The 18,278-nt window shown below is 68.5% G+C and carries 14 protein-coding genes; 11 read left to right on the plus strand and 3 right to left on the minus strand.

The window, feature by feature from the left end:
• The first annotated feature begins 63 nt into the window (after positions 1 to 63).
• From RCH12_RS01750 to RCH12_RS01780, 7 genes are all read left to right on the plus strand, one after another.
• A complete protein-coding gene (locus RCH12_RS01750; protein WP_165789153.1) occupies positions 64 to 978 on the plus strand; it encodes a carbohydrate ABC transporter permease in 915 nt (304 codons plus the stop codon).
• A 10-nt stretch (positions 979 to 988) separates the two neighbouring features.
• Positions 989 to 1,954 (plus strand): carbohydrate ABC transporter permease, encoded by a 966-nt coding sequence (locus RCH12_RS01755; RefSeq protein WP_327015860.1) that lies wholly within the window; start codon positions 989 to 991, stop codon positions 1,952 to 1,954.
• A 2-nt stretch (positions 1,955 to 1,956) separates the two neighbouring features.
• Complete coding sequence (locus tag RCH12_RS01760) at positions 1,957 to 3,405, plus strand: arabinan endo-1,5-alpha-L-arabinosidase (protein ID WP_327015861.1); 1,449 nt, start codon at positions 1,957 to 1,959, stop codon at positions 3,403 to 3,405.
• Position 3,406: 1 nt separating this feature from the next.
• Positions 3,407 to 4,111, plus strand: coding sequence for a YesL family protein (locus tag RCH12_RS01765; RefSeq protein WP_327015862.1), 705 nt, complete (start codon positions 3,407 to 3,409; stop codon positions 4,109 to 4,111).
• 81 nt (positions 4,112 to 4,192) lie between these two features.
• Positions 4,193 to 5,698 carry an arabinosylfuranosidase ArfA gene (arfA, locus tag RCH12_RS01770; protein ID WP_103432779.1) on the plus strand — a complete coding sequence of 502 codons (1,506 nt, stop codon included), beginning with the start codon at positions 4,193 to 4,195 and terminating at the stop codon, positions 5,696 to 5,698.
• On the plus strand, positions 5,674 to 6,702 hold the full coding sequence (locus RCH12_RS01775; protein WP_327015863.1) for an arabinan endo-1,5-alpha-L-arabinosidase: 1,029 nt from the start codon (positions 5,674 to 5,676) through the stop codon (positions 6,700 to 6,702). Before arfA ends, RCH12_RS01775 begins: the two co-directional genes overlap by 25 nt.
• Before the next feature lie 36 nt (positions 6,703 to 6,738).
• Entirely contained in the window at positions 6,739 to 8,643 is a 1,905-nt protein-coding gene (locus RCH12_RS01780; RefSeq protein WP_327015864.1) for a glycoside hydrolase family 127 protein, read from the plus strand.
• A 44-nt stretch (positions 8,644 to 8,687) separates the two neighbouring features.
• Here RCH12_RS01780 and xylB read toward each other — a convergent pair whose 3' ends face one another.
• Together xylB and RCH12_RS01790 are read right to left on the minus strand one after the other, a co-directional pair.
• Positions 8,688 to 10,103: a xylulokinase gene (xylB, locus tag RCH12_RS01785; protein ID WP_103432776.1), complete on the minus strand. Its 1,416-nt coding sequence runs from the start codon at positions 10,101 to 10,103 to the stop codon at positions 8,688 to 8,690.
• A gap of 184 nt (positions 10,104 to 10,287) precedes the next feature.
• Positions 10,288 to 11,418 (minus strand): glycerate kinase, encoded by a 1,131-nt coding sequence (locus RCH12_RS01790; RefSeq protein ID WP_327015865.1) that lies wholly within the window; start codon positions 11,416 to 11,418, stop codon positions 10,288 to 10,290.
• A gap of 158 nt (positions 11,419 to 11,576) precedes the next feature.
• On the opposite strand from RCH12_RS01790, the gene RCH12_RS01795 reads away from it, so the two are divergent.
• On the plus strand, positions 11,577 to 12,491 hold the full coding sequence (locus RCH12_RS01795) for an aldo/keto reductase (protein ID WP_327015866.1): 915 nt from the start codon (positions 11,577 to 11,579) through the stop codon (positions 12,489 to 12,491).
• Between the two features lie 132 nt (positions 12,492 to 12,623).
• Here RCH12_RS01795 and xylA read toward each other — a convergent pair whose 3' ends face one another.
• Entirely contained in the window at positions 12,624 to 13,814 is a 1,191-nt protein-coding gene (gene xylA / locus RCH12_RS01800) for a xylose isomerase (RefSeq protein WP_088455103.1), read from the minus strand.
• Between the two features lie 478 nt (positions 13,815 to 14,292).
• On the opposite strand from xylA, the gene chvE reads away from it, so the two are divergent.
• The 3 genes from chvE (at position 14,293) to mmsB (ending at position 18,274) form a co-directional block, all read left to right on the plus strand.
• Complete coding sequence (chvE, locus tag RCH12_RS01805) at positions 14,293 to 15,417, plus strand: multiple monosaccharide ABC transporter substrate-binding protein (protein ID WP_103432773.1); 1,125 nt, start codon at positions 14,293 to 14,295, stop codon at positions 15,415 to 15,417.
• A gap of 125 nt (positions 15,418 to 15,542) precedes the next feature.
• Positions 15,543 to 17,051, plus strand: a complete 1,509-nt coding sequence (gene mmsA / locus RCH12_RS01810) for a multiple monosaccharide ABC transporter ATP-binding protein (protein WP_103432815.1) — start codon at positions 15,543 to 15,545, stop codon at positions 17,049 to 17,051.
• A gap of 5 nt (positions 17,052 to 17,056) precedes the next feature.
• Positions 17,057 to 18,274: a multiple monosaccharide ABC transporter permease gene (gene mmsB / locus RCH12_RS01815; RefSeq protein ID WP_088455105.1), complete on the plus strand. Its 1,218-nt coding sequence runs from the start codon at positions 17,057 to 17,059 to the stop codon at positions 18,272 to 18,274.
• The last annotated feature ends 4 nt before the right edge of the window (positions 18,275 to 18,278 follow it).

An 18,278-nucleotide genomic window follows, 5' to 3' on the forward strand; every position in this document is an offset into this window, starting at 1 on the left:
CGGCATCCGGCCCCGGCCCCGGCCGGCCCCCCGCTCATGGAATCACGTCAAGGAAGATCACTGATGTCCACCACAGCTCTTCGCACCAAGCCGCGCCGCTCTCGACTACACAGGCGCGAGCACCAGGTTGCCCTCGCGTTCATCGCGATCCCCCTGATCGGCTTCCTGCTTTTCACGCTCTACCCGCTGCTGTTCTCCGTCTACGCCTCCTTCACGGCCTGGAACGGGCTGGCCGCGCCGAAGTTCACCGGGATCGACAACTACATCAAGATGTGGAACGACCCGTACTTCGCCAAGGCCATGTGGAACACCTTCTTCATGATGATCGGTATCCCGATCGGCCTGGTGCTCTCGATGGCGCTGGCCCTCGGGCTCAACCGCAAGATGCGCGGCACCACATTCTTCCGCACCGTCTACTACGTGCCGGTGATCTCCTCGATCGCCGCCATCGCCATCCTCTGGCAGTGGGCGTACAACGGCGACTTCGGCCTGGTCAACCAGGTCCTGGATCTGTTCGGCATTCAGGGACCCAATTGGCTGGCGAACAAGGACACCGTCAAGCCGGCACTGATCATCATGGCCACCTGGAAGGGGCTGGGCTACTCGATGCTGCTCTACCTGGCCGCCCTGCAATCGGTGCCGCGCTACCTCTACGAGGCCGCAGCGCTCGACGGCGCCGGCACCTGGGCTCAGTTCCGCCACATCACCCTCCCGATGGTTCGACCGGTCACCTTCTTCCTCGTGGTGACGAGCATCATCGGCGGCTCGCAGATCTTCATCGAGGTCAACATCATGACCCCGACGGGCGGTCCGGAATTCAGCTCGGCGACCATCGTCTGGTACATCTGGCGGCAGGCCTTCAACAACCTGCACATGGGTTACGCGTCATCGATGTCGATCGTGCTCGGTCTGATCATCTTCGTGATCACCGTCATCCAATTCAGGCTCAACCGCCGCAACCAGTTCTCGATCGACTGAGGCCGCCACCGTGACTACATCAACCTCCCTGCCCGGCTCCATCCCGAGCGCAGCTCCCCTCCTGGCCCCCGACGGGGCACTCCCGCCGAACTCGGGTGGCCGCCGTCTCCCGGCGCCGAACCGCAAGCGCGGCGTCTCGCGCACCACCAGCTATTCGATCGGCAATGTGATCGTCACGATCATCCTGTCCATCGGCGCTGTGGTCATGATCGGCCCGTTGCTCTGGACGTTCTCCACCTCCATCAAGACCCAGGAAGCGATCTTCTCGCTGCCGCCGCAGTGGATCCCCGACCCGATGGTGTGGGAGAACTACCTGCGGGTCTGGTCGGCCGGTCCGCTGCTCAGCGGTATCCGGAACAGCCTGATCGTGGCGGGTACCGTCACCGTGGTCGGATCGGTCACCTCCTCGATCGCCGCGTTCGCTTTCGCGAAGATGCGGATGCCGTTCAAGAACGCCGCATTCCTGATGCTGCTGGCCGGCCTGATGATCCCGTTCCCGACCATCATGATCCCGCAGTTCATGGTCTTCGCCGAGATCGGCTGGGTCGACACCCTGCTGCCGCTGATCGTGCCCGGCCTGTTCGGCAACATCATCATGATCTTCTTCCTCAAGCAGTACCTCGAGAACGTGCCGGACTCGATCATCGAGGCCGCCAAGCTCGACGGCGCCTCCTACCTGCAGATCTTCTTCAAGCTGATCTTCCCGGCCATCCGGCCCGCCATGGCGGCGCAGTTCATCCTCTGGTTCATGGCCGTCTGGAACGACTACCTGGCCCCGATCATCTACCTGAACACGCCGGAGAAGCAGACCCTGCAGCTGGTGATCGCGAGCTTCAACGCCCAGTACGCCAGCCAGACCGACTACCCGCTGATCATGGCGGCGTCCTTCATCGCCCTGCTGCCCGTGCTGATCGTGTTCATCATCTTCCAGCGCCAGATCATCGAATCCGTCGCCCTCACCGGCGGGAAGGGCTGATCATGTCGGTTCTCGACCAGACACTGCCCGGCCGAGCGCGGCCCGGCCAGGCGCTGCGCAGCCTGACCCCGGCGCCCGCGGGCGACCCGGCCGACTGGGGCACCCGTAACGCCCACGACCCCACCGTCGTGCGCGACACCGACGGCACCTGGTACATGTTCTCCACGGATGCCGCCGCCGGCGCCGATGCGGTGGCGGCCGGCGTGCACGTGCGCCGGTCGACCGACCTCGTGCACTGGTCCTTCGTGGGCACCGCCCTGGACGGCGTGCCCGGCCCCGCTTTCGAGTGGAGCCAGGCGCCCGGGCTCTGGGCTCCGGAGGTCGTGCGCTGGCCGACCGCCGGCACCCCGACCGACGCCGCATCCGATGTGACGTGGCACATGTACTACTCGGCCTCCACCTTCGGTTCGAGCACGTCCGCCATCGGCCTGGCCGTGGCGAGCCGACTGGCCGGACCGTGGGAGGACCGCGGCATCGTCGTGGCCACCCGCGCCGGAACCGACAGCCAGAACGCGATCGACGCGGCCGTCACCGTCGACAGGTCCGGCACCCCGTGGCTGACCTACGGGTCGTTCTTCTCCGGCATCTACACGCTGCCGCTGAACCCGGCGACCGGCCGGCCACAGACGCCGGGCGACCTGGGCACCGTCATCGCCCGCCGGCCGATGTCGGTGGACCGGGCGATCGAAGGCGCCTTCATCGTCTACCGCCTTGAGGAAGACCGCTACGTGCTGTTCTCCTCCTACGACTCGCTCTTCGACAGCTACAACGTGCGGGTGGCCGTGGCCGAGGAGATCACCGGCCCGTACACCGACCTGCTCGGTCACTCGATGACCGACCTCGACGCCGATCCGGCCCTGATCGGCACCAAGGTGCTCGGCAGCCACCGGTTCGGCGACGACACCGGCTGGCTCGCCCCCGGGCACAACTCGATCTTGATCGAGCCGGGCCTGCCGGGCACGAGCGCAGGCGCCGATGCAACAGCATCGGCCTGCGGCGCCGATGAGTACTTCATGGTGCACCACGTGCGCTTCGCCGACGACCCCAGCCAGCACGTTGTGCAGCTGCGGCGCACCTTCTTCACCGAAGCGGGCTGGCCCGTCGTGTCGCCGCAGCCGTTCGCCGGCGCCGACGCGGAGCGCCTGGCCGCGCCGGTGAGCCTGGCAGGCCCGTGGCGGGCGGTGCGTTTGGCTCCGGAGTCGACCGCGCTGGTGAATGCCGACCCGGTCACCGTCGCCGTAGCGCCCACGGTTCCGGTTCCCGCGGATGCGCCCGAGCGGCTCTTCGACGGGCGCACCGAACGCGTGCGGCTGGTGGTCGGGGGCGCATCCGGCACCGAACTCGACGCCGTGGTCTTCACCAGCTGGGACTGGGCGAACGCCCGGCCCGCCCTCTCCTTCAGCGGTCTCACCGCCGACGGGGTGGCCTGGTTCGGCACGAGAGGCGCCTGAGATGGACGACTACGCCATCGGCTGGGCCGGGAAGGTGATGCACTGGCTGCGGTTCGCGATAGCGCTCGTGATGATCAACCTGCTCTTCATCGCGGGTACTCTCGCCGGCCTGATCGTGCTGGGCGTGTTCCCGGCGGCCACGGCCGCGGCGATCCTGCTCGGCCGGCTGCGCGCCGGCCAGCCCAGCGACAGGCTGGTGCGGGACTTCATCACCGCCTACCGCGCCCAGTTCTGGCACCTCGCGGTCGTCGCGATCCCGTTCCAGCTCGCCACCGTGCTGGTGTTCCTCGACCTGGTGGCTTTCCAGACCACTGCGGTGGCCGGCAGCCCGGTCAGCGCCGTGCTGCTCGTGCTGCTGGTCGTGGTCTCGGTCGGCACCCTGCTGGCGGCGTTCTCCGCGATCGTCATCTGCACCCGCTACCGCGACTCGGCCCGGTCGATCTGGCGGTACGCGTTTGTGCTGCCGTTCGTGTCCCCGCTGCTGAGCCTCTCGCTGATCCTGGCGCTCGGCGCGCTCACGCTGGCCCTGTTCCAGTTCGGCGTGCTGGTGCCGCTGATCGGCGCCTCGGCGCCGCTGTTCGTGGCCGGCTGGCTCATCGACCACCGGCTCGCCGCCCTCGACGCGGCGCACCCCGCGCACGGCGCGGTGCGCAACGAAGACGGCGCCCTGTCACTCGCGCCCAGCCGGCGTGCGTCGCCGGCCTGAACCGCTCACCCCACCGATTTTCCTCGTTTCACTCGACTTCGCCCCACCTCGTCAACGCTGCACAGATAGGACACGATCTCCATGACCACCGCACGAATCAGTATCGACCGCACCAATGTGGTCGCCACCATCAACCGGCGCATCTTCGGCTCCTTCGTGGAGCACCTCGGCCGCTGCGTCTACGACGGGATCTACGAGCCCGGCCACCCCACCGCCAACGAGGACGGTTTCCGCCTCGATGTGGTCGACCTGGTCAAGGAGTTGGGCTCCACCACCATCCGCTACCCCGGCGGTAACTTCGTCTCCGGCTACAAGTGGGAAGACGGCGTCGGACCCCGCGACCGGCGCCCGGTGCGCCGCGACCTGGCCTGGCACTCGCTGGAAAGCAACCAGGTGGGCCTGGAAGAGTTCGGCCGCTGGTGTGAACTGACCGGCTCCGAACTGATGATGGCCGTGAACCTCGGCACCCGCGGCATCGAGTCGGCGCTCGACCTGCTCGAATATGCCAACGGTGAGGCCGGCACCGCCCTGGCCGACGAGCGCGTCGCCAACGGCAAGACCGAACCGTACGACATTCGCATGTGGTGCCTCGGCAACGAGATGGACGGCCCCTGGCAGGTCGGCCACATGTCCTCCGACGACTACGGCAAGATCGCGGCCCGCACCGCCTCGGCGATGAAGACCGCCGACCCGTCGCTGGAGCTCGTGGTCTGCGGATCCTCCGGCTCGGCGATGCCCACCTTCGGCGAGTGGGAGCGGGTCGTGCTCGAGCACAGCTACGAGTCGGTCGACTACATCTCCTGCCACGCCTACTACCAGGAACGCAACGGCGACCTGGCCTCCTACCTGGCGTCGTCGCTGGAGATGAAGTACTTCATCGACACCGTCGTGGCCACCGCCGACCACGTCAAGCACAAGCTGCGCAGCAAGAAGACCATCCAGCTCTCCTTCGACGAGTGGAACATCTGGTACCTCGAGGAGCACCAGGCCTCCGAGGAGGTCAACGACGAGTGGCGTTTCGCGCCGCGTCAGCTCGAGGACGTCTACTCGGTGGCGGACGCCGTCGTGCTCGGCAACCTGCTGATCACCCTGCTGCAGAACCACGACAGGGTCGGCTCGGCCTCGCTGGCCCAGCTGGTGAACGTGATCGCCCCGATCATGACCGAACCCGGCGGAGACTCCTGGCGCCAGAGCACGTTCTTCCCGTTCTCGGTGACCTCCAGGCTCGCCCGCGGCGAGGTGCTCACGCCCCGCATCACCGTCGACACCTACGACACCGCCGTGTACGGCGCCGCACCGCTGGTGGACTCGGTCGTGACCGCTGACGCCGAGACCGGCACGAGCGCGGTGTTCCTGGTGAACCGCAGCCAGACCGAGTCGATCGAGGTGGCCATCGACGTGTCCGGGCTCGGCGCATCCGCCATCACGGAAGCCGTCACCCTGCACGACGCCGACCCGTACGCGAAGAACACTCTGGCCGACCAGAACCGGGTGGGCCTGAAGGACCTCGCCGGTTCGGTCCTCGCCGACGGCACGCTCACCGTGACGCTGCCGCCCGTGTCATGGTCGGCGATCGCGCTGGGTTAGGACGAGCGGGTCAGGCGGGCACGCCCGCGGGCCTGTTCGTCCTGACCCTGGCCGCAGTGGTCCTGTTCGTGCTGAGCGGATGCTCGGCCGAACAGGGCGCCCGCGAGCTCAGCGGTGACATCGCCACCCACGACCCCGCCTACGTGGCCGGGGCCGAGGGCGACGCGTCGTACGTGTACTCCACCGGCAACGGGCAGGTCGCGGACGGCAACATCCAGATCCGCCGGTCCATGGACGGGCTGGATTGGGAATACGTCGGCGAGGTCTGGCAGGAGAAGCCGGACTGGCTGGTGGAGGCGGTGCCCGGGGTGGACAACCTGTGGGCGCCGGAGCTCTACCAACACGACGGCACCTGGTACCTCTACTACTCGGCGTCGCTGTTCGGCACGAACTCCTCGGTGATCGCGCTGGCGACCAACAGCACCCTCGATCCGGATGCGGCCGACTACGAGTGGGTCGACCGGGGCGAGGTGATCAGCTCCGTGGGCACCGGCTACAACGCGATCGACGCCGGGGTGGTCGAGGATGCCGACGGGACGCCCTGGCTCAGCTTCGGCTCGTTCTCGTCGGGATTGCACCTCGTCGAACTCGACTGGCCGAGCGGGCTGCGCGCCGACGACGCCGACCCGGTGTTGCTCGCGGACCGTGACCTGGCCGTGAACGCTCTCGAGGCGCCGTTCCTGCTCGCGCACGACGGCTTCTATTACCTGTTCTTCTCGCGGGACTTCTGCTGCCGCGGGGTGGACAGCACCTACAACATCGCCGTCGGACGGTCCGAGACCGTGGACGGACCGTACCTGGACGCCAACGGCGCCGCGCTGCTGGATGACGGCGGCACCCCGCTGCTCTCCGGCGACGGGGACCGGGTCGGCCCCGGCGGCCAGTCGGTGTCCGGCGGCACCCTCGCGTTCCACTACTACGACGCCGGCCTGGACGGCGCCTTCCAACTCGGCCTCATCCCGCTGCGCTGGGACGACGGCTGGCCGGTCGTGGCCTGGGAATAGCCACCCGTATCTTTCGCACTAGCCACAGGAGTTCTCATGCCGATCACCGGACCCGTCAGCCCGCTCGCCGGGGCACACAGCGTCCTCCGCCCGCTGCCCCTCGACGCGGTGAGCCTCACCGGAACCGGGCAGCTCGCCAGCTGGCAGCGGGTGAACCGGGACGCCACCCTGGCGCACTGTGTGCGGCAGCTCGAGGAGTCGGGGGCGCTGGCCAACCTGCGGATCGCGGCCGGCCTGGAGAGCGGGGTCTTCCGCGGCTTCGTCTTCGCCGACTCCGACGTCTATAAGGTGCTCGAGGCCATCGGCTGGGAGGCCGGGCGGGCCGGTGGCGGCGCCGAGATGTTCGACTCCTTCGTCGATGACACCGTGGCGTTGCTGCAGACGGCGCAGCAGGACGACGGCTACCTGGACTCGTTCTTCCAGGTGGCCAAGCCCGACGAGAAGTTCGCCGACCTGCGTTGGGGTCACGAGCTGTACTGCCTCGGGCACCTGCTGCAGGCCGGGGTGGCGTGGAAGCGCACCCGCGCCCGCACCGACCTGCTCGAGGTGGGGCTGCGGTTCGCCGGCCTGGTCGACCAGCGCTTCGGCGCCGGCGGCGTGGACGCGGTCTGCGGGCATCCGGAGATCGAGACCGCCCTGGTCGAGGTGTACAGGGTGACCGGCCAGCGGCGCTGGCTCGAGCTCGCCCATCGCTTCATCGACCTCCGCGGCCACCGGAGCGTGGGCGAGGACCGGTTCGGCTACGGGTACTTCCAGGACCACGAACCCGTGCGCACGGTGCCCGGCGCCACCGGGCACTCGGTGCGCCAGCTGTACCTGGCGGCCGGCGTGGCCGACGTCTATGCCGAGAACGGCGACCCGGAGCTGCTCGCCGCCCTCGAACGCATCTGGTCCGATGTGCACCGAAGCAAGATGTACGTCACCGGCGGGCTCGGCTCCCGGCACCGCGACGAGGCCTTCGGCGACCCGTTCGAGCTGCCGCCGGATCGGGCATACTCCGAAACCTGCGCCGCGATCGCCAGTGTGCAGTTCAACTGGCGGATGCTGCTGCTCACCGGCGAGGGCCGGTTCGCCGACGAGATCGAACGCGCGCTGTACAACGCCGTCGCCGGGTCGACCACGAGTGACGGCACCGCGTTCTTCTACTCCAACCCGCTGCAGGTGCGCACCCACCGGGACGGCGCACACGAGCAGGCTCCGGCCCGCCGGGTGGGCTGGTACGACTGCGCCTGCTGCCCGCCCAACCTGGCCCGACTGGTCTCGTCGCTGCAGCACTACGCGGCGACGACGGCCGCGGGCTCCCTGCAGCTGCACCTCTACGAAACCGGCACCATCGACCTCGGCGGGGTCGGCGGGGCGGCCACCGTGGCCCGGATCCGCACGGGCTACCCGGTCGACGGTGTCGTGACGATCGAGTTCGACGCGCCGTTCACCGGCGGCGAGGTGGCGCTGCGGGTGCCCGCCTGGGCGGAGTCCTGGCGGCTGACCGTGAACGGGGAGGCGGCTGCCGCGACGGTGTCGGCCGGCTACCTGCGGGTGCCGGGGGCCGGCATCCGCTCGATCGAGCTGGTGCTGGACATGCCCGTGCGGCTGCGGCGGGCACATCCGCAGGTGGATGCGGTGCGCGGCTGCGTCGTGGTGACGCGCGGGCCGCTGGTCTACGCGCTCGAACAGGCCGACCTGCCCGGGTCGCTGGTGCTCGAGGACTTCGTCGTGGATGCCGCCGCTGCCGCCGAGCTGGGCCCGGTCGACGCGGATCTGGGCGTGCCGCTGGTGCGGATCACCGGGGCGCGGCGGGCGCCGGACCCGGGGGAGCTCTACCCGGTGGCCTCTGGCGCCCGGACTCCCGGCGGCGATGCCATCACCGTGACCGCGGTGCCGTACTACCGGTGGGGCAACCGCGCACCCGGGGGCATGCGCGTCTGGATCCCCACCAGCTAGCCGTACCCCGCCCTCGGCCCACCTCGCGAGAGCGGGGTGCGGCGCTAGGCGCGGTGCGCGGCGTACTGGGCTCGGATGACCGGGCGGAAGTCCGGCGTGGGGTGCGCCTCGACCGCCACCGACCAGGCCGGGCGGGTGCCCGTGAGCGACCAGGCCGCCTGGGCGGCACCGCCGTCGGCGACGTACTCGCCGGGGGTGGGCACGGCCACCGGTGCATCGAACACCTGCGCGGCGATGAACTGCACGGCCGGGTTCTGCGCCGCTCCGCCGATCAGCAGGATGCGTTCGACGCTGACTCCCTGCGCGCGCACGGCGTCCAGCCCGTCGGCGAGGCCGCACAGCAGCCCCTCGATCGCGGCCCTGGCCAGGTTCGGCCGGGTGGTCGAGGTCAGGGTCATCCCGAACAGGGAGGCCGTGGCGTCGGGCAGGTTGGGGGTGCGTTCACCCTCGAAGTACGGCTGCAGGACCAGGCCCTGCGCGCCGGGCTCGGCCTCCAGCGCGAGCCGGCCCAGTTCGTGGTGGTCGACGCCGAGCAAGCCGGCGATCGAGTCCAGGATGCGGGCGGCGTTGAGCGTGGCGATCAGCGGCAGGTGCAGCCCGCTGGCGTCGGCGAACCCGGCGACGGCGCCGGAGGCATCCTCGCTGGGCACCGCGGTGACGGCGAAGACCGTGCCGCTGGTGCCGATCGACACGATCACGTCGCCGGCCGCAGCGCCCAGGCCCAGGGCGGCGCCGGCGTTGTCGCCGGCTCCCACACCCACGACGAGACCGGCGGGAACCCCGGGCAGGGCCACCGTGGTGCCCGCGGTCTCGCCCGGACCGAGCACCCGGGGGAGCACGGCGTCGTGGCCGAGCCCGCGCACGAGCAGCTCACGGTCGTAGTCATCGAGGGCGGCCGAGAAGTAGCCGGTGCCGCTGGCATCCGACCGGTCGGTGGTCAGCGCGGTCAGCACCGGGCCGAGCTCGCTCTCACCGGCCGGGCCGTAACCGCGCAGCCGCCAGCTGAGCCAGTCGTGCGGGAGGGCGACGGCGGCGACCCTGGCGGCGTTGGCCGGTTCGGCATCCCGCAGCCAGCGCAGTTTGGTGACGGTGAACGAGGCCACCGGCACGAGGCCGGTGCGGCGGGCGTACTCGGCGGCGCCGACCTCATCGATCAGGTCGGCGGCGGCCTGCGCGCTGCGGGTGTCGTTCCAGAGCAGGGCCGGGCGGATGACGCGGCCGTCCTCATCGAGGACGACCATGCCGTGCTGCTGCGCGGCCACCGACACGGCGGCGACGTCGTCGAGACCGCCGGCCTTCTCGACGGCGGCCAGCAGGGCATCCCACCAGGCGGCCGGATCGACCTCGGTGCCCACGGGATGACTCGCCTTGCCGGTGCGCACCAATGCGCCCGTCTCGGCATCCCGCACCACAATCTTGCAACTCTGTGTCGACGAGTCGACTCCGGCAACCAGCGCCATGGCGCACTCCAAACCTCAAAAATCCGCGGTGGGTCGGCGGCGTCCTCGCCGTCGCCCGGGGGCTCACACATAAAATGTTCTGGGTCTAAACATATTCGGTCTGGCGGGGATGTTCAAACGCTTGCGGGCCCCCGCGGCATCACGCCAGGCGCTCCGTGCCGCCCGCAGCGGGTGGGCGGCAACCTCAGGACAGGGTGAGCAGCCGGCAGACAGTGGCGACCGCGCGCTCCAGATTCGCCGCGCCATCGGCGAGGGCGCTGGGCAGGTCGGAGACACCCGGCACGATGGGCACCAGGGCGGCGAAGCCGTGGTCGTAGAGCACCTCGGCGCCGGGGCCGATCCGGCCCGCGAAGGCGACGACCGGGACGCCGTGCACGCCGGCGGCCTCCGCAACACCCAGCGGGGTCTTTCCGCTCAGGGTTTGAGCGTCGAGGCTGCCCTCGCCGGTGAACACGAAATCGGCCCCGGCGATCCGGTCGGCCAGGCGCACGGCATCCATCACGACATCCACACCGCGGCGCAGCTCGGCCGGGAAGAACGCCAGAAAGGCGGCCCCGAGTCCACCGGCGGCTCCGGCGCCGGGCTGGGCGGACACATCCGTGCCGGTCAGGGCGGCGATCGCGGTGGCGTACACGCCCAGCGCGGCGTCGAGCTGGTGCACGGTGGCGGGGTCGGCGCCCTTCTGCGGGCCGAAGACGGCGCTGGCGCCGGCGGCTCCGAGCAGCGGATTCGTGACGTCGCTGGCGATCTGGAACGTGCTGCCGGCCAGCCGCGGGTCGACGGCGGACAGGTCGATCCGGTGCAGCCGTGCCAGGGCCGCACCGCCGCGCGGCAGGTCCGCACCGGCCTCGTCGAGCAGGCGGGCCCCGAGGGCCTCGAGCATCCCGGCGCCACCGTCGTTGGTCACCGAGCCGCCCAGACCCACGATGAACCGCGTCGCACCACGGTCCAGGGCGTGGCGGATCAACTCGCCGACCCCGTAGGAGCTGGTGATCTTCGGGTCCCGATCGGCGACGGCAACCAGGTCGATCCCGGCGGCGGCCGCGATTTCGATGATGGCGAGGTGCGTGGAGCCGACAAACCCGTACCGGGCCTGAACGGGACGTCCGAGGGCGTCGTGCACCGGGGCGCTGAGGAGCACGCCGTTGAGGGCGTCGGTGGCGGCCTCCGTGGTGCCTTCCCCGCCGTCGGCCATCGGTGCGGCCACGCAGTCGGCGTCGGGAAACACCGACAGCACACCGCGTCGCATGGCGGCGACGGCCTCGGGCGCGGTCATCGATTCCTTGAACGAGTCGGGGGCCAGAACGAATTTCATGGGATCGATCCTCTGTGGAAAGCGACGAAAGCCGGGACGAGGGCGACCCCTTTCCCGCCCGAACGCCCGGTTCTCGACACGGTACCGCATGCCGATCCCCTGATCGTCAGCGGGTTCCCCCTCCACGCGCCTCGGCGGAAACGGACTAGCCTCGCCTCATGGTTTCCCTTGATCCCCGGCCCACCGGCTCGCAGGCGCTGCTCCTGTCTCCTCTCACCCTCGGCACGTCCGGCTGGTCGCCGCGAAGCGCTGACGAGAACAGCGCCACGGATGCCCTGGCCGCGTCCTGGGCGGCCGGCCGGCTCAGGACGAACGTCATCGACACCTCCAACATCTACGGCGACTCACACTCCGAAGGGGTCATCGGCAAGGCGCTGGCCGGCACTGTCGGACCGGGACTGGTCGTGCAGACCAAGCTCGACCGCGACGTGGCGCGCAACGACTTCTCCGCCGCGCAGATGGAGAGATCCCTGCAGCAGTCGCTCGACCGGCTCGGCCTCGAATCCGTCGACGTCCTCTTCCTGCACGATCCCGAAAACGTCGGCTTCGAGAGCGTCATGCAGCCCGGCGGTGCCGTGGACGCGCTCGTCGCCATGCGCGACCGCGGCGTGGCCCGGTACATCGGCATCTCGGGCGGACCTGTCGCGATGATGCGCCGTTTCGTGGACACCGGCCTCTTCGACGTCCTGATCAATCACAACCGCTTCACCCTGGTGGACCGCTCGGCGCTGGGCCTGTACCAGGCGGCCAGGGACCGGGGCATGATCGTGGAGAACGCGGCCCCGTTCGGCGCCGGGATCCTCACCGGCGACCCCCGGTTCGCCGGCACCTACGCCTACGGCCCGATCCGGCCGGAGACCCAGGCGGCCGTGGACGCCGCCACCCGCATCGCGGCCGACGCCGGTATCCCGCTGGCCGCGCTCGCGGTGCAATTCAGCCTGCGGCATCCGCTTGTCGACACGACGGTGCTGGGCGTGCGCACGAGGGAGCGCTTCGACGAGGCCGTCGCCCACGCCGCGATCGACGTGCCGGATGCGGTCTGGGCCGAGCTGGACACCATCCTCGCGAACTGAGAGAAAAGCACCCACAACTCGCGCGAAGGTGCTTACCTCACGGTTCGCGGGTGGGGGATGCGGGAAAGCCCCGGCCGGGAGAACCCGGCCGGGGCAGATGGTGCGGGTGGAACGGTCGAACGAACCTGCTGGTTAGCGGGCGCCGAGCAGGTGCTCGAGGGCCAGCTGCTGCAGGCGAACGAAGCCGAAGCCCTTGCCGCCGAAGTACTCCTCCGGAGCGAAGTCCTCGTAGGCGCTCTTGTCGGCGAGGAAGTCGTCGTAGCTCTCGCCGTCGGACAGAGTGGTCTGCGACAGTTCCGGCACGCGCGATGCGGCCAGCTGCTCCTGCACCTCGGGGTCGGCGCGGAAGGCCGCGGCACGCTCCTTGAGCAGCAGGTAGGTGCGCATGTTCGCGGCGGCGGAGTCCCAGACACCGCTGATGTCCTCGGTGCGGCTCGGCTTGTAGTCGAAGTGACGCGGGCCGTCGTAGGACGGGCCACCGTTCGGGCCGCCGTTTTCGAGCAGGTCCACCAGCGAGAACGCGTTCTGCAGGTCGCCGTGGCCGAAGACCAGGTCCTGGTCGTACTTGATGCCGCGCTGACCGTTGAGGTCGATGTGGAACAGCTTGCCCTGGTAGAGCGCCTGGGCGATGCCGGCGGTGAAGTTCAGCCCGGCCATCTGCTCGTGACCGACCTCGGGGTTGACGCCGACGAGTTCGGGGCGCTCGAGGGTGGTGATGAACGCCATGGCGTGGCCGACCGTGGGCAGCAGGATGTCGCCGCGCGGTTCGTTGGGCTTGGGCTCGATGGCGAAGCGGATGTCGTAACCCTTGTCGGTGACGTAGTCGCCGAGCAGGTTGACGGCCTCGCGGTAGCGGTCGAGGGCGGCGCGGATGTCCTTGGCGGCGTCGTACTCTGCGCCCTCACGGCCGCCCCACATCACGAAGGTCTTGGCGCCGAGCTCAGCGGCGAGGTCGAGGTTGCGCATGACCTTGCGCAGGGCGAACCGGCGCACGGCGCGGTCGTTCGAGGTGAAGCCGCCGTCCTTGAAAACCGGGGCGCTGAACAGGTTGGTGGTGATCATCGGCACGATCATGCCGGTGTCGGCGAGGACCTGCTTGAGACGGTCGATCTCCTTCTGGCGGGCGGCATCCGTGGAGCCGAAGGCGAAGAGATCGTCGTCGTGGAAAGTGAGGCCGTATGCGCCGAGCTGAGCGAGGCGGGTGACGGCTTCGACGGTGTCCAGCTGCGGGCGAGTGGGTCCGCCGAACGGGTCAGACCCGTTGTATCCGATGGTCCACAGGCCGAATGAGAACTTGTCGGCGGGGGTGGGGGTGAGTGACATTACTGTGCTCCGATTCAGCTTCATTGGCGATTTGTTGCTATTGCCAACATATTACACACCCGCGGCCCATCCGTACAGTTGCCCGCACGGGCCGCGGGAAAACCCCCGGCCACAACATATTCGCCGGAAATCGGTTTGTGCGCCTCCACCCGACACTGACCCTGTCGAACGGTTTCGACGATTCCCGTCGCAAATGAAGCCCTCGAGGGGGCGCGCCATCAGTCCAACCCCCCAAACAGGGGCATTTCCGGTTTTGCCCCTAGGCAAACCGAGAAGGTACGAGATAAGTTCTGTCCGTCAACAAAGGCCGCATTTGCGCGGTGGGTCAATCACAGCGATGTCCCGTTACAAGGAGGTAACCCTGACACGCGTTCGCCCAGTGCTGGGGGAACGGGCGACAAGATTTCCTCCTCTGGCAGTCCACCGGCATACCGGTGACTGCGGTGACTGGCAGCTCTCAGAGAGGAAAGCTCCAACTATGTCCAAGACCAAGAAAATTCTCGCCCTCGCGGCCACAGGCATCTTCGCCCTGTCGCTCGCGTCCTGCGCCAGCGACGGTGAATCCACCGGAGGCGGCGATGCAGCCGCCGGCGGCACCGAGTGCAACGTCGGCATCTCGATGCCGACCCGCAGCCTGGAACGCTGGATCAACGACGGTGAGCAGCTCAAGGCGCTGCTCGAAGAGGCCGACTGCACCGTCGACCTGCAGTACGCCGACAACAAGACCGACCAGCAGATCAGCCAGATCCAGAACCAGGTCGCCGGCGGATCGAAGATCCTCGTTGTGGCCGCCGTCGACGGCCAGGTGCTCGCGCCGGTGCTCGCCGAGGCCAAGAAGCAGGACGCCACCGTCATCGCCTACGACCGCCTGATCAACGGCACCCCTGACGTCGACTACTACGCGACCTTCGACAACTACAAGGTCGGCCAGCTGCAGGGCCAGTTCCTGGAGACCCAGCTCGACCTGGCCAACGCGACCGGGCCGATCTCGATCGAACCGTTCGCCGGCAGCCCCGACGACAACAACGCCAAGTTCTTCTTCTCCGGCGCCTGGGACGTTCTGCTGCCCTACGTGGAGAGCGGCGTCCTCGTCGTTCCGAGCGGCCAGTCACCCGCCTCCAACGACGACTGGGCCTCGATCGGCATCCAGGGCTGGGCCAGCGACAAGGCGCAGTCCGAAATGGACAACCGCCTGTCGTCGTTCTACACCGGCGGCGACAAGGTCGACGTGGTGCTCTCCCCGAACGACAGCCTGGCCATCGGCATCATCGCCTCGTTGAAGTCGGCCGGCTACGCACCTGGCGCCGACTACCCGCTGATCACCGGACAGGATGCCGACAAGGCCAACGTCAAGGCGATCCTCGACGGCGAGCAGTCCATGACGGTCTGGAAGGACACCCGCACGCTCGGCGAGCAGGTGTTCACCATGATCGAGCAGATCGTGGCCGGCGACGAGGTCACCGTCAACGACACCGAGACCTACGACAACGGCGAGAAGGTCGTGCCGTCGTTCCTGCTCGACCCCGAGGTCGTCGTCAAGGACGATGTGCAGACCAAGCTCGTCGACTCCGGCTTCATCAAGGCATCGGATGTCGGCCTCTAACCAGCCGACCCTGGCCGGCCTGTTCGTTCCGAGCAGGCCGACCTCCTAGCCGGGCACCCGGGAAACCGGGTGCCCGGCCCATCAGCAAACAGGAGAGCGCAGTGGAGCATTCGATCATCCTCAGGATGAACAACATCGTGAAGGACTTCAATGGGGTGAAGGCCCTCGACGGTGTTTCCCTCGAGGTCACGAGGGGGCAGGTGCACGGCATCTGCGGGGAGAACGGCGCCGGCAAGTCCACGCTGATGAAGGTCCTCAGCGGGGTGTACCCGGCCGGCAGCTTCGACGGCAGCATCGAGTTCGAGGACCACGAGGTGGCCTACAAGACCATCAACGACAGCGAGCACGACGGCATCGTCATCATCCACCAGGAGCTGGCACTGAGCCCGTACCTGTCGATCGCGGAGAACATCTTCCTCGGCAACGAGAACGCCACCCGCGGGGTGATCGACTGGAACAAGACCAACCGTGAGGCCGCCCTGCTGCTGGCCCGCGTGGGCCTGGACGAGAACCCGGCCACCAAGATCCTCGAGCTCGGCGTGGGCAAGCAGCAGCTCGTGGAGATCGCCAAGGCGCTCTCCAAGCGGGTCAAACTGCTCATCCTCGACGAGCCCACCGCGGCCCTGAACGACGAGGACTCCACGCATCTGCTGGGCCTGATCGACCACCTGCGCGGCCAGGGCATCACCTGCATCATCATTTCCCACAAGCTCAAGGAGATCAAACGCATCGCCGACACCGTCACGGTGATCCGGGACGGCAAGACCATCGAGACCATCGACATGGCCGGGCCGGATGCCACGGAGGCTCACATCATCCGCGCCATGGTCGGCCGGGACCTGAACAACCTGTTCCCGCCGCGGGAGCCCGCCGTGGGCGCCGAGGTGCTCAGGGTGGAGAACTGGACAGTGCACCACCCCGTCGACGTGGCCCGCAAGGTCGTCGACGGTGCCTCCTTCACCGTCAACGCCGGCGAGATCGTCGGCTTCGCCGGGCTGATGGGTGCCGGCCGCACCGAATTGGCGATGAGCATCTTCGGCCGCTCCTACGGCACCAACATCTCCGGGCAGGTCTTCAAAGACGGCACCGAGATCCAAATGCGCACCGTGGGGGAGGCCATCGAGCACGGCTTCGCGTACGCCACCGAGGACCGCAAACGCTACGGCCTCAACCTGATCGGCGACATCACCGTCAACGTGTCCGCGGCCGCCCTGGCCAAGCTGGCCAAGTACGGCGTGATCGACAAACACCGCGAGTACAAGGTCGCCGACTCCTACCGGCAGAAGATGAACATCAAGGCGCCCTCGGTCACCTCGATCACCGGCAAGCTCTCCGGCGGTAACCAGCAGAAGGTGGTGCTGTCGAAGTGGATCTTCTCCGGCCCCGACGTGTTGATCCTGGACGAGCCGACCCGCGGCATCGACGTGGGTGCCAAGTACGAGATCTACGGAATCATCAACGAGCTCGCGGCGCAGGGCAAGGCGGTCATTGTGATCTCCTCCGAACTGCCCGAGCTGATCGGCATCTGTGATCGCATCTACGCGATCTCGGAAGGAAAACTCACCGGCGAGGTCGCCAAGGCCGACGCGTCGCAGGAAACACTCATGCACTACATGACCGCAGGAAAGGACTGAGCGCGATGACCACCACCACGCCAGCGAGCAAGGCGCCCACAGAACCACCCGTCAAGCGCCGGATGCCCAAGCTCTCGATCAACCTCCGCCAGTACGGCATCGTCGCCGCCCTGGCCGTGATCGTCATCCTGTTCCAGATCCTCACCGACGGGCGCCTGTTGCTGCCCGGCAACGTGAACAACCTCATCCAGCAGAACGCTTACGTGCTGATCCTCGCGATCGGCATGGTCATCGTGATCATCGCCGGCCACATCGACCTGTCCGTCGGCTCTGTCGTGGCCATGGTCGGCGCTGTCGCGGCGATCAGCATGAACAACTGGGGCCTGCCCTGGTGGGGCGCGGTCCTCGTGTCGCTGCTGGTCGGCGCCCTGGTCGGCGCCTGGCAGGGCTACTGGGTGGCGTTCGTCGGCATCCCGGCGTTCATCGTCACCCTGGCGGGCATGCTCATCTTCCGCGGCCTCACCCTGGTGCTGCTCACCGGCGGAACCATCAGCGGCCTGCCCGCCGAGTTCACCGCGATCGGCGCCGGCTGGCTGCCGTCGTACCTGGGCGAACTGGCCGGGCGCGACGTGCTCACCCTGGCGCTGGGCATCCTCACCGCCGTGGCCCTGATCGTCTTCCAGCTGCGCACCCGCGCCACCCTGGCCCGGCTGGACCTGCCGCGCGAACCGCTCGCCTCGATGTGGACCAAGAACGGCATCGCCGCCATCGCGATCGTCTGGTTCGCCTGGTTGCTCAGCGACTACAGCGGCACCCCGATCATCCTGATCGTGCTCGCCGCCCTGATCCTGATCTACAACTTCGTGCTCAACCGCACGGTGTTCGGCCGCCACGTCTACGCCATGGGCGGCAACCTCTTCGCCGCCGTGATGAGCGGGGTGAAGACCAAGTGGGTCAACTTCTACATCTTCGTGAACATGGGCGTGCTAGCCGGCCTGGCCGGTGTGGTCTCGACCGCGCGAGCCGGCGGCGCCGTCGCCTCGGCGGGTCAGAACTACGAGCTCGACGCCATCGCCGCCGTCTTCATCGGTGGTGCGGCCGTGCAGGGCGGCGTGGGCACCGTGGTCGGTGCCGTGGTCGGTGGTCTGGTGATGGGCGTGCTCAACATGGGCCTGTCGATTCTCTCGGTGGATGCCGCCTGGCAGATGACAATCAAGGGCCTGGTGCTGCTGCTGGCCGTCGCGTTTGATATCTTCAACAAGCGGCGCGCCGGAGGACGATAGCACT

The organism is Cryobacterium sp. MP_3.1, assembly GCF_035984795.1.
Lineage (GTDB): Bacteria > Actinomycetota > Actinomycetes > Actinomycetales > Microbacteriaceae > Cryobacterium > Cryobacterium zongtaii.